The sequence below is a fragment of the Winogradskyella epiphytica genome, from assembly GCF_003217215.1.
GTDB classification, from domain to species: Bacteria; Bacteroidota; Bacteroidia; order Flavobacteriales; family Flavobacteriaceae; genus Winogradskyella; species Winogradskyella epiphytica.
Genome location: NZ_QJTD01000002.1, coordinates 283484 through 296701 on the forward strand (window position 1 = coordinate 283484; position 13218 = coordinate 296701).

The 13218-nt window shown below is 33.5% G+C and carries 12 protein-coding genes; 1 reads left to right on the top strand and 11 read right to left on the bottom strand.

What is annotated here, in order from left to right:
• Positions 1 to 225 precede the first annotated feature (225 nt).
• From DFQ11_RS06535 to DFQ11_RS06585, 11 genes are all read right to left on the bottom strand, one after another.
• Complete coding sequence (locus DFQ11_RS06535) at positions 226 to 1041, bottom strand: prohibitin family protein (RefSeq protein WP_110475064.1); 816 nt, start codon at positions 1039 to 1041, stop codon at positions 226 to 228.
• A gap of 10 nt (positions 1042 to 1051) precedes the next feature.
• Entirely contained in the window at positions 1052 to 3085 is a 2034-nt protein-coding gene (locus DFQ11_RS06540; protein ID WP_110475065.1) for a VWA domain-containing protein, read from the bottom strand.
• 43 nt (positions 3086 to 3128) lie between these two features.
• Positions 3129 to 3875 (bottom strand): 3-oxoacyl-[acyl-carrier-protein] reductase, encoded by a 747-nt coding sequence (gene fabG / locus DFQ11_RS06545; RefSeq protein WP_110475066.1) that lies wholly within the window; start codon positions 3873 to 3875, stop codon positions 3129 to 3131.
• 251 nt (positions 3876 to 4126) lie between these two features.
• Positions 4127 to 4999 (bottom strand): succinate--CoA ligase subunit alpha, encoded by an 873-nt coding sequence (gene sucD, locus DFQ11_RS06550; RefSeq protein WP_110475067.1) that lies wholly within the window; start codon positions 4997 to 4999, stop codon positions 4127 to 4129.
• Positions 5000 to 5065: 66 nt separating this feature from the next.
• Complete coding sequence (locus DFQ11_RS06555; protein ID WP_110475068.1) at positions 5066 to 5476, bottom strand: nuclear transport factor 2 family protein; 411 nt, start codon at positions 5474 to 5476, stop codon at positions 5066 to 5068.
• The gene (locus DFQ11_RS06560; protein WP_110475069.1) at positions 5476 to 6411 is read right to left on the bottom strand and encodes a UDP-3-O-(3-hydroxymyristoyl)glucosamine N-acyltransferase; all 936 of its coding nucleotides are present in this window, start codon (positions 6409 to 6411) and stop codon (positions 5476 to 5478) included. The genes DFQ11_RS06555 and DFQ11_RS06560 overlap by 1 nt, the downstream gene beginning before the upstream one ends.
• 40 nt (positions 6412 to 6451) lie before the next feature.
• The gene (efp, locus tag DFQ11_RS06565; protein WP_110475070.1) at positions 6452 to 7018 is read right to left on the bottom strand and encodes an elongation factor P; all 567 of its coding nucleotides are present in this window, start codon (positions 7016 to 7018) and stop codon (positions 6452 to 6454) included.
• A gap of 42 nt (positions 7019 to 7060) precedes the next feature.
• Positions 7061 to 7846, bottom strand: coding sequence for an acyl-ACP--UDP-N-acetylglucosamine O-acyltransferase (lpxA, locus tag DFQ11_RS06570; protein WP_110475071.1), 786 nt, complete (start codon positions 7844 to 7846; stop codon positions 7061 to 7063).
• A 47-nt stretch (positions 7847 to 7893) separates the two neighbouring features.
• Complete coding sequence (locus DFQ11_RS06575) at positions 7894 to 9300, bottom strand: bifunctional UDP-3-O-[3-hydroxymyristoyl] N-acetylglucosamine deacetylase/3-hydroxyacyl-ACP dehydratase (RefSeq protein WP_110475072.1); 1407 nt, start codon at positions 9298 to 9300, stop codon at positions 7894 to 7896.
• Complete coding sequence (gene lpxD / locus DFQ11_RS06580) at positions 9287 to 10315, bottom strand: UDP-3-O-(3-hydroxymyristoyl)glucosamine N-acyltransferase (RefSeq protein WP_110475073.1); 1029 nt, start codon at positions 10313 to 10315, stop codon at positions 9287 to 9289. The genes DFQ11_RS06575 and lpxD overlap by 14 nt, the downstream gene beginning before the upstream one ends.
• 50 nt (positions 10316 to 10365) lie before the next feature.
• The gene (locus DFQ11_RS06585; protein ID WP_110475526.1) at positions 10366 to 11595 is read right to left on the bottom strand and encodes an HD domain-containing protein; all 1230 of its coding nucleotides are present in this window, start codon (positions 11593 to 11595) and stop codon (positions 10366 to 10368) included.
• Between the two features lie 41 nt (positions 11596 to 11636).
• On the opposite strand from DFQ11_RS06585, the gene porX reads away from it, so the two are divergent.
• Positions 11637 to 13184: a T9SS response regulator signal transducer PorX gene (gene porX / locus DFQ11_RS06590; protein ID WP_110475074.1), complete on the top strand. Its 1548-nt coding sequence runs from the start codon at positions 11637 to 11639 to the stop codon at positions 13182 to 13184.
• The last annotated feature ends 34 nt before the right edge of the window (positions 13185 to 13218 follow it).

Below are 13218 nucleotides of genomic sequence, written 5' to 3' on the forward strand. Positions count from 1 at the left end.
TCTAATCCACACCTGTTTTATATGGCGTAAAGTTCAGTAAATAAAGAATTAAGTATCTAAAACGTCAGACATTTTGCTTTGGTAATTGTAATTCTATACGAGAGAAATGACTTCGTTAATAGTCCTATAGAAATAGTCTATTTTTTAAGCCTTAAAAACAGACTTAAAATATAAAAACCGTTTGATTAACTCAAACGGTTTTTAATCCCTTAAGAATATTTAATTCTATTGATTTCCAAGAATAATAGGCATTCCAGAATCACCAGAACCAATAACAATAACCTTACTGTTAGGTGACTCCGATAGTTTTATAGTTGCCTCAATACCTTTATCCTGTAATATTTTATCCGTTAAAGAAGCACTTAAAATCCTGTTTGCATCAGCTTTACCCTGCGCTTCTATGATTTGCTTTTCCGCTTCTTTTGCAGCAGTAACTAATCTAAATTCATATTCTAAAGACTCTTGTTCTTGCTTTAATTTTCGCTCAATCGCATCTTTAATCGTTGGAGGTAACGTTACATCTCTAACTAATACTTCATTTAACTGAATGTATTGGTCTTCAACAATTTTCTTAGTTTCTTCAAAAATTTCTTGTTGAATAGCATCACGCTTGCTCGAATATAACTGTTCTGGAGTATAACGACCTACAACACTTCTCGCTGCAGAACGGATAGCTGGAAGCAACACACGTTCCTTATACATTTCGCTTTTTTCCTGATGTAATTTTCCTAACTGTTTAAAATCTGGTTGAAACCAAATAGAAGCTTCTAATTTAATATCTAAACCATTAGAAGATAAGACATTCATTCTTTCAAGAATTTCTTGTTGTCTCACTTCGTAGACAAATACTTTATTCCATGGGGCAACTATATGAAATCCTTCACCCATTGGCGGCTCATCTACTACTACTCCTTCTCCAAAAGTTTTAAATAACACACCGGCTTCTCCAGAGTCTATAGTTACAGCAGATTTTGCTATGATTACAATTAAAATAATAAATCCGATTAATATCGGCAATCCAACTTTTGGTAATTTTTCCATTCTATTTTTTTTAAATTAATCCGTTATATTTTCTAATAAACCACTCAGTAAAAAGGCTTAAAGCGATTAAGCCGAGTAAATATTTCCAATCTACCAAAGGTACAATATTTTTACTGCTCTTTTGTATGATTTTGTAGCGTTTATCGCTCAGTAAGCTCTCTATTAGCAAATCCAATTGCGTCGTAAAATAAGCTGCTCCACCACTATTATCTGCTATAGTATTTAACTTTGTTAAATCTGCGTTTAAAAATTGTTGCTCTACATTATATTCTAATATTTCAAAACTTCCTGAGGCAGAAACTGCTTCAGAATTATGTTTAATCGTAAAGTCGTACAATCCCGCCTCAATACCACTTAAATCTACGATGTAATTTCCGTTGTTTAATAATAAAGGAATCTCTCTAATACTATTAGACTTCGTATTTTTCAATACAATACCTAAGGAAGCTGAATTATCGAATTCAAAATTTTTATTGAAATATTGTGCTTTAATAACCACATCGTCATTACCATTATAGAATGATTTATAATCAATATTAATCCGGTTTCGTTTTTTATTCGAACTCAGGTATTGCACCAATTTATTAATGAAGTTATCAAAATCATGAAAACTATTTGTCTCTAAATACGATTGTGCTCTCCATCTCCAAATCCCTTCACCTGATAATAATGCATGCTTTGTATTCTCATACTCTATGGTTGTAAGCATTGCTTGTTCGGTTTCAATACCATTTACCGATTTATAAAGTGCAATATCATGAGCGCTTAAAAATTCTATATTACCAAACTCCGATTTTAAAGGTGGATAATTACTAAAACTTAAATTATCAATAATAAAAGTTCCGTAATTTCGATTTAAAACAGGTTGAAAATCTTCGGTTTGCCTAGTGACTATTTGGTTAAATTTTAACTGCGCACTATTCAGAAAAGCATAATCTGTTGTAGCCCCAGTAATTATAAATGTATTTAATTTCTGAAGTTTAATTTCGTCGATTACAGATTTAAATTTTCTATTTGGCTGATACAGTATAACCAATTGAAAATCATTTATTTTGCTCAAGTAATCTTTTGGCTTCAATATAGACACACTGCGTTGTTCATTACTTTCAATCGCTTTTTTTAGCGTTCCTAAATCAGGATGCATTCGATCATAAACAAGAGCTATATTTGTTTTCTGATCAATCACTTCAACTCCAAAATTTTTGAAATTATTTACCGTGTTCTTTTCGTTTTCTAAAGCGACTAATTCAACACGATAAGTTTTTACACCAACGCTATTTGCCGTTAGAGCGGTTGAAATAATTTCAGATGCTTTTGAAACATCAAATTGAAGGTTTTTTCTAAAAACAACCGTATTACCAGACCAGATTTTAAGTTCTGTGTTCACCGTTTCACTTCCACTATAATTGACTATGATTTCTACAGGAAACTTATTCTTTAGATACACATAGCGATTTACATTAAGCTGTTTAATACTGAGATCAGCATACACTGCGGAATCCCCAAGAATCATTGGGTAGATCGATTGCTCTATTCCTTTTGCTGTATAACTATAGTCTGAGCCATAAGTTTGATTACCATCACTTATTAAAACTATTGGAGCTGTTTGGTTCGCATAAACTTCACCGAACTGTTTTAAAGCTAGGGATATGTTAGATTGTCTTTCTCTAAAGTTTAAACTATCTGAGGTGTTTACAGATTTTCCAAATCTGTACGATTGAATATTAAATCGTTTATTTAATTCTGTATGGTCGATTAATGCACTAGCCACTTGTCTAGCACTTTCATCATGTTTTAAGTATGAGATGGATTCAGAATTATCGACAGCAACGACTAAAGTTGGTTTTTCATCAAAATAAGTAAAAGACTCAAATTTTGGATTTATGAGTAAAAGAAGAATAGAAAATATTGAAATGGTCCTAAGCGCAGCAAGAACATATTTGAGCTTAGAATTTAATTTCGATTTATATAAATACTGAAACAGCGCTAATGAAAGCGCTGTTATTGCAGCTATAATTATATATATAATGGTTTCTGAATTCATTAATTGTTATCGCTTTAAAATGTTCAGCGACCATTCAATTTTATTAAGTCAACATTCCACCATCCACATTAAGTGTCTGTCCTGTAACATAAGCACTTAAATCACTTGCTAAGAAAACGCAAGCGTTAGCTATATCTTCAGGAGTACCACCTCGTTTTAGAGGAATGGCATTTCTCCAACCTTTAACCGTTTCTTCATCTAACTTCGCCGTCATTTCTGTTTCAATAAAACCTGGAGCGATAACGTTACTTCTAATATTTCTTGACCCTAATTCTAAAGCCACCGATTTAGAAAACCCAATTATTCCAGCTTTAGAGGCTGCATAGTTGGTTTGACCAGCATTTCCCTTAACACCAACTACAGAACTCATATTAATTATAGAGCCTTTACGTTGCTTCAACATTGTACGTTGTACTGCTTTAGTCATGTTGAAAACCGATTTTAAGTTAACTTCGATAACTTTATCGAAATCAGCCTCACCCATTCTCATAAGGAGATTATCTTTAGTGATTCCTGCATTATTTACAAGAATATCTATAGAGCCGAATTCCGCTAAAACATCTTCAGCTAATTTTTGAGATTCATCAAAGTTTGCAGCGTTACTTTGGTAGCCTTTCGCTTTAACACCAAGTGCGTTTAATTCTTTTTCAAGTTGGTTTGCTGCTTCAACAGATGAACTGTATGTAAATGCAACATTAGCGCCATGCTGAGCAAAAACTTCAGCGATACCTTTACCAATACCACGACTTGCTCCTGTGATGATGGCTGTTTTTCCTTCTAATAGTTTCATGTGTTCGTGTTTATAATTTTATTCTGTCGCTCGGAACAACTCATTATTCATTTTCAAGAAACGAAAATAAAATTTAATTGAATGGTTCTCGATATTCTCTTAAATCAATTACTAATTTTCTGAAATAAACTTCAGACTAATCTTAATTTTCAGCCGAAAGGCTCTATTCAAAGATAGCAATTACAAGTTGCAAGAAATAAAAAAACCTCACAAGATTTTGTAAGGTTTTTAACAGTTTTATGTGGGAAAGATTAGCCTAATACTTCAGCAACTTTCTTTCCAATTTCAGCAGGAGAATCCACAACGTGAATTCCACATTCTCTCATAATTTTCTTTTTTGCTTGAGCAGTGTCATCAGAACCACCTACAATAGCACCAGCGTGCCCCATTGTACGCCCAGCAGGAGCAGTTTCACCAGCGATAAAACCAATAACAGGCTTCTTAGATCCACTTGCTTTATACCATTGTGCAGCATCTGCTTCTAATTGTCCACCAATTTCACCAATCATAACCACAGCTTCAGTTTCTGGATCATTGATTAACAACTCTACAGCTTCTTTAGTTGTAGTTCCAATAATTGGATCTCCACCAATACCGATAGCAGTTGTAATACCTAAACCTTGTTTCACTACTTGATCAGCAGCTTCGTATGTTAAAGTACCAGATTTAGAAACGATCCCAACATTACCTTTTTTGAAAACGAAACCTGGCATAATACCAACTTTAGCTTCACCAGGAGTGATAACTCCAGGACAGTTAGGTCCAATTAAACGACAATCTTTATCCTTGATATAATCTGCAGCTTTAATCATATCTGCAACAGGAATTCCTTCTGTAATAGTGATAATCACTTTAATTCCAGCATCTGCAGCTTCCATAATAGCATCTGCAGCAAAAGCTGGTGGTACAAAAATAATAGTTGTGTCTGCACCTGCTTTTTCTACAGCTTCTTGAACTGTGTTAAAAACTGGTCTGTCTAAGTGAGTTTGACCACCTTTCCCAGGAGTCACACCTCCAACAACGTTAGTACCGTATTCAATCATTTGCTCAGCGTGAAATGTACCTTCACTACCTGTAAATCCTTGAACTATAATTTTAGAATTCTTATTAACTAAAACGCTCATTTTATATTGTTGATTTAAATTTTATTATGCAAAAATAAGAGATTTAATACGCAAAAGCGACCTCTTTTATAATTTTATTTCTTTGTAGGATTTCATACTAGCTTCGTTACTCTCATCTGCTTGTTGACTGATTTCGTAACAGCGAAAAATCTTACCGTCTTTTATCTCCCAAATGGAAGATACATGAGCTAAAATAGTTTCATCATCTGAATGCTCAATCGTACGACCGTAGATGGTATGCCTTGTAACAACGGTATCATTGACCTCCATAAAATGAGTAAACTCAAATCGAAGGCTATTATAAGATTGACGTGTGCCTTCAAAAAAACCTTCGACACCTTTATAGTCGTACAGAACAAAGCCTTGACTGCCTGTCCAATGTAATTCACAATCTTTATGAAAGAGTCTTGAAACTAAAGTAGCGTCATTGGCTACATCTGACTCATAAAATGCTTTAACAACTTCTTTTGCTGACATTATATGTTTTTTAATTTTTGAAGTATTTCTGGAATTTTTTTAGCATAAGCCATATCCTTAAAAAATGCTCTAGCTTCAGAAGCTGGCGAACCAAAATAGGTTTTACCTTCTTCTGTAGAGTGTGATAAGCCGCTTTGCGCATATACCACAGTTCCTTTAGCTAAGGTGATTCCACTTTTAACACCAACTTGTCCCCAAATGGTAACGTTATCTTCAATCACAACGCAACCTGCTATTCCTGTTTGTGAAGCGATTAAACATTTTTTACCGATGATGGTATCGTGACCAATTTGGATTTGATTATCTAATTTAGACCCCTCTCCTATTGTTGTATCTCCTGTTACACCTCTATCTATAGTACAAGCAGCACCAATATCTACATTATTTTCTATAACTACACGTCCACCAGATTTTAGCTGATCATAACCTTCTGGTCTGTTTTTATAATAAAATGCGCTTCCTCCTAAAACCGTTCCTGCGTGAATCGTTACATGATCTCCAATAATGGCATCGTCATAGATACTCACATTAGAGTGAATTACACAATTCTCACCGATTTTTACATTGTTTCCAATAAAACAATTTGGTTGAATAATGGTACCTTCACCTATAACGGCATCGGCAGCTATAGCGCTATTAGCCGGTCTAAATGGTTTAAAGTGTTGCGTTAATTGATTAAAATCCCTGAATGGATCATCTGAGATTAACAGCGCTTTTCCTTCCGGACATTCAACATCTTTATTTATAAGTACTATAGTTGCGGCTGATTGAAGTGCTTTGTCGTAGTATTTTGGATGATCTACGAAGACGATATCACCTGGTTCAACCACATGAATTTCGTTCATTCCCAAAATTTCAAAATCTTCAGGACCTCTGAATTCACAGTCTATAAGACCTGCGATTTCTTTTAACGTATAAGGTTTGGGGAATTTCATTTTTTAATTTAGAAGTTAAATAGAGTCTATTAAGAATTCCTTATTCCTTAATGCGTTCTTTATAAGTACCTTTTTCAGTCTCTACTCTGATTTTGTCACCTTCATTAATAAATAATGGGACATTAACCTCTGCTCCTGTTTCTACCGTTGCAGGCTTAGTTGCATTTGTTGCTGTATTACCTTTAACTCCTGGCTCAGTATGAGTAACTTCTAACACCACAGTCGCTGGCATATCTACAGATAATGGCATATCATCTTCTGTATTAATTAAGATAGTAACCACTTCACCTTCTTTTAATAAATCTGTTCTATCTATAGCCGCTTCCAAAAGTCTGATTTGTGAATAATCCGCTTCATTCATAAAGTGATAGAACTCACCATCATTGTATAAATATTGAAATTTGTGCGTCTCTACACGAACATCATCAATTTTATGTCCCGCTGAAAACGTATTATCTATCGTTTTTCCAGTAGTCACACTTTTCATTTTAGTTCTAACAAAAGCAGGACCCTTTCCAGGTTTCACATGAAGGAATTCTATAATTTTATAAATATCATCATTATATCTGATACACAATCCATTTCTAATGTCTGAAGTATTTGCCATAATATAGCCCACAATCGTGGGTGTCTTTTAATAGTTAATAATTTAATTTGATTTAAAATAGCCTTTCATAATTCCACGATGCGAGTTTTTAATAAACTGTAAAATTTCATCGCGTTCAGGAGTGGCTTCCATTTCAGCTTCAATTAAATCTGAAGCTTGAGTATTATTATAGTTTTTCTGATATAAGATTCTATAAATATCTTGAATCTCTCTAATTTTCTCTGTACTATATCCTCTTCGTCTTAGACCTACGGAATTAATTCCAACATAAGATAAGGGTTCTCTACCTGCTTTTACAAAAGGAGGAACATCTTTACGAACTAAAGAACCACCAGTCACAAAAGCGTGATTTCCGATGGAACAAAATTGATGTACAGCTGTCATTCCTGCTAAAACCACATAATCACCTACAGTAATATGTCCCGCAAGTGTGCTGTTATTAGAGAAAATACAATTGTTTCCTACGACACAGTCATGTGCTATATGGCAATAGGCCATAATTAGACAATTATCTCCTATAACGGTTTTCATTTTATCTGAAGTTCCACGATTAATGGTTACACATTCTCTGATAGTAACGTTGTCACCAATTTCTACAGTCGTGTCTTCATCATCATATTTTAAATCTTGTGGTACAGCTGAAATTACAGCTCCTGGAAAAATATTACAATTCTTTCCGATACGAGCACCTTCCATAATAGTTACATTACTTCCAATCCAAGTGCCTTCTCCAATTTTTACGTTATTGTGTATCGTTGTAAACGGTTCTATAACGACATTCTTAGCAATTTTGGCGCCAGGATGTACATAAGCTAACGGTTGGTTCATTCTTTTAATTTTATATTATTTTGAAAATAAAGTATTCAAACTTTATTCTACTTTACTTTTGATATTTGGGCCATTAATTCGGCCTCCGCACATAACCTACCATTAGCATAAGCATAGCCTTGCATATGGCAAATCCCTCTTCGTATTGGTGAAATTAACGAACATTTAAAGATTAAAGTATCTCCAGGAACTATTTTTTGTTTGAATTTTACATTATCCATTTTCATGAAGAATGTTAAATAATTTTCAGGATCTGGCACTGTACTTAGCACTAAAATCCCTCCTGTTTGTGCCATAGCTTCAACAATTAAAACACCTGGCATAACTGGTGCACCTGGAAAATGACCTTTAAAGAACTCTTCGTTCATAGTCACATTTTTCATACCAATCACATCAGTGTCTGTTAACTCATAAATTTTATCAATTAACAAGAACGGTTGTCTATGTGGCAACATTTCCATGATCTGATTCACATCCATTAATGGTTCCGAATGCAAATCAATTTGAGGCACATTATTACGTCTTTCGTTTTTAATCAACTTAGACATTTTTTTAGCAAACTGTGTATTCACAAAATGCCCTGGCTTATTGGCAATTACTTTACCTCTCAAGCGAATACCTATTAAGGCTAAATCACCAATCACATCTAATAATTTGTGACGTGCAGCTTCATTTGGATAGTGTAAAGTAAGGTTATCTAAAATACCATTAGGTTTAACGGCAATATTATCTTTATTGAAAGCCACTCTTAATTTTTCCATAGTTTCTGGAGAGAGCTCTTTATCTACATATACGATAGCATTATTTAAATCACCTCCTTTTATCAAACCATGCTCTAAAAGCATTTCTATTTCATGTAAAAAGCTAAATGTTCTAGAATTAGCAATTTGATCTTTAAAATCTGAAATATTATTAAGATTTGCATTTTGGGTTCCTAATACCTTTGTACCAAAGTCGACCATCGTGGTCACTTGATATGAATTTGCTGGCATCAAAATAATTTCACTTCCAGTTTCTTCATCAGTATAAGAAACCACATTAGTGACTTCATACTCCTCTCTAAAAGCTTCCTGCTCTACTATACCGGCTTCTTCTAAAGCCTCTACAAAGAATTTAGAAGAACCATCCATAATTGGAGGTTCAGAAGCGTTCAATTCAATGATTGCATTATCTATATCTAAACCTACTAAAGCAGCTAAAACATGTTCACTTGTTTGAATAACTACGCCATTTTTCTCTAAACATGTACCACGTTGAGTATTGGTCACGAAGTTTGCATCAGCCTCTATTTTAGGGCTACCTTCAAGATCAACACGTTGAAAAACAAATCCAGAGTTTTCTGCACCTGGTTTAAATACCATTGTTACTTCTGCACCAGTGTGAAGCCCTACACCTGAAAGTGTAACTTCTTTTTCAATGGTTTTTTGCTTCGTTTCCGTTTTAATTATTGCCATCTACTTTTTTTTCTATGAGGTTCATATTTTTTACAATCTTAGGTAAATTTTTAAAATAAACATAAGACTTATTAAAATCACCATAACCAAAGGCCGGAGACCCTTGTAGTTTTTCGTTATCTTTTATATCTCTTGCAATCCCAGATTGCGCTTGTATTCTTACATTATTACCAATCGATAAATGTCCAGCTATACCTACTTGACCACCTATTTGGCAATGCTCACCAATTTTTGTTGAACCTGCAACACCTGTTTGCGCAGCAATTACCGTATTTCTACCGATTTCAACATTATGAGCAATTTGAATTTGATTATCTAACTTTACACCAAATCTAATTATCGTGGAGCCCATCGTAGCTCTATCTATACTTGTTCCTGCGCCAATATCTACTTCATCCTCTAATATAACATTCCCAATTTGTGGAATTTTAGAATATCCACCTTCTTTATTCGGAGCAAAACCAAAACCATCTGCTCCTATTATAACACCAGAGTTTATGACACAGCTTTTTCCTATAATACAATCTGAATAAATCTTAGCGCCTGAAAATATAGTAGTATTATCTCCAATTTTGACATTATCTCCGATATAAGCATTTGGATAAATTTTCACATTCTCTCCAATTACTGCATTTTTCCCTATGTAGGCAAAAGCACCAATATAGATAGTTTCGGGAATTTTTACCGACTCTGAAATAAAGCATGGTTGCTCTATTCCTGATTTTTCAGATTTTATTTGGTTATAATATTGTAATAGTTTTGAAAACCCTTCATAAGCATCTTCTACCTTTATGAGAGTTGTCATTATTGGTTTATCCGGTTCAAAATCAGCATTTACAATTGTTATAGATGCTTCAGTTGTATATATATAAGGTGTATATTTTAAATTTGATAAGAACGTCAAAGAGCCTTCTGTTCCTTCTTCTATTTTAGATAGTGTAGAAACTTCTATATGAGGATCACCAACAACTTGTCCTTCTAAAATATCTGCGATTTGTTCTGCTGTAAATTTCAACGATTAATTTTTATAGTCATAGAGGTTTGCGCAAAAATAGAAAAAAAGGATTACATTTTCTTTTTAGGATAGCACATATAATATTTAGTGATGGGTTTACTCAATGCTTTTAGGTTTAATTGATCAGATGCTTTCACTATATCTTTTATTTTTCCCGACTTAAATAAAACATTGATTTTTTGAGAAGTATTCTGGTAAGCTTGGTTGGTTAATTCGCCTGTAAATACAAAATAATCAGCTTCATGTTGTGAAATATTATACTTATTCATCAAAGCTTGAGAATGCGAATTTAAATCAGATATTTTCATTGGCTTGTTCTTCACTTTTATCTTCAATAAATCTCTATTTAGTATCATTTGACACAAATTACTCAATACAAAATCCTCATGATTCGCCCAATCTTTCATAGCTGCCACAATATCAAAATCGTCTAATTTAGAGAATATTGTTAAAGTCTTGGCGTTAAAGGTTTGTTCATTTATTTCAGAATGAAGAAAATAATATAAAGCCTGACTACAATTTAATTTTACATCTTGCAGAACTAATTCTTTCGCTCTTCTTAAGATTCCCATTAATAACTGCTCAGCTACCACACCTGTTTTATGCATATACACTTGCCAATACATGAACCGACGTGCAATTAAAAACTTTTCTACACTTAAAATCCCTTTCTCCTCAATCAGTAATTGGTCATCAACTACATTAAGCATAGTGATTAAACGTTCACTATTTATATTCCCTTCAGCAACACCTGTATAAAAACTATCTCGTTTTAAATAGTCGGCTCTATCCATATCCAATTGGCTCGAAATAAGTTCACACATAAATCGTCGAGGATATTCTCCTTTAAAAATGGAGATAGCTAACGTTAAACTTCCGTTAAACTCTTTATTGAGCTCTTCCATGAATCTTAGTGAAATTTCCTCATGAGAAACGTCGTTCACAATACTGTGCTCCATGGCATGTGAAAAAGGTCCATGACCAATATCGTGAAGGAGAATCGCGATTAATAATCCATTTTCTTCTTCATCAGAAATCTCCACCCCCTTAAAACGCAGTACATTGACAGCTTTTTGCATTAAATGCATGCAACCCAAGGCATGATGAAAACGCGTATGATGAGCTCCAGGATAAACTAAATAAGACAATCCCATTTGACTAATTCGACGTAATCTCTGAAAGTATTTATGCTGAATAATATCAAAGATTAACGAATTTGGAATAGTAATAAATCCGTAAATTGGATCGTTAAAGATTTTAAGCTTATTTTTTGTAGGCAAAATTTTAAAATTCAATAATTAAGAAACAAATATACCACAACATGATAAATATTCTTTGGGTTGACGATGAAATCGATTTATTAAAGCCACATATCATATTTTTAGAGCAAAAAGGTTATAATGTCACTACGTGTCAAAGTGGTACCGAAGCTTTAGAAATTATAGACGATACGAACTTTGATATGGTCTTCTTGGATGAAAACATGCCAGGATTAACAGGACTTGAAACCTTACACGAAATAAAAGAAAGACGTGCCAATTTACCAATTGTAATGATTACCAAAAGTGAAGAAGAATATATTATGGAGGAAGCAATTGGCAGTAAAATTGCAGATTATTTAATCAAGCCTGTAAACCCTAATCAGATCTTGTTGAGTTTGAAAAAGAATCTGGATCATTCCCGTTTAATTTCCGAAAAAACGACATCGAACTATCAACAAGAATTTAGAAAGATTGCTATGGATTTATCCATGGTTAATTCTTATGAAGAATGGGTAGAGTTATATCAAAAACTTATTTATTGGGAATTGCAACTAGAAGGTATTGAGGATGCAGGTATGACAGGGATTTTAGAATCCCAAAAAACTGAAGCTAATTTACAATTTGGGAAGTTTATTGAAAATAATTATGAAGATTGGTTTCAGCCTAAAGCAGATGCACCGATAATGTCACATACTCTGTTTAAAGAAAAGGTTGTTCCTGAAATAAGCGATAAACAACCCACCATAATGGTAGTCATTGATAATCTACGATACGATCAGTGGAAAGCCTTTGAGCCTATTGTGAATAATTATTACAAAAAAGCTTCAGAATTAGCATTTTATAGTATACTACCAACAGCAACGCAATATGCACGTAATGCTATATTTTCTGGATTAATGCCTTCTGATATGGAAAGTTTATTTCCACAATATTGGAAAAACGACACAGATGAAGGCGGAAAAAACTTGCATGAAGGCGATTTCTTAAGAGAACAATTAAAACGATTAGGTTTAGGACACATAAAACACGAATATCACAAAATCACGAATCTTAAGTCAGGAAAAAAACTTCTTGAAAACTTTAGATCTTTAAAGGATAATGATTTATCTGTTATTGTATACAACTTTGTAGATATGCTTTCTCACTCAAAAACTGAAATGGAAGTAGTTAAGGAATTAGCTTCTAACGACAAAGCCTATCGATCCCTTACTGTTAGTTGGTTTAAGAATTCGCCATTATTAGAGATGATTCAACTAAGTCAACAACTTGGATTTAAACTTATTTTAACCACAGATCATGGTACTATCAATGTAAATACACCATCTAAAATTATTGGAGACAGAGATACAAGTTTGAATTTGAGATACAAAACTGGGCGAAGTTTAACTTACCAAGAAAAGGATGTATTAGCGATTAAGGATCCCAAATCTATTCATTTACCAGCTTTGACAATGAGCAGTTCTTTTGTGTTCGCTAAAGGCGATATGTTCTTAGCCTATCCAAACAATTATAATCATTATGTGAGTTATTATAGAAACACCTATCAACATGGAGGTGTTTCATTAGAAGAAATGATTATACCTTTTATAGTCTTAGACCCCAAATAACTTAAAATATTCATTTGATGTATTTTACAAATAA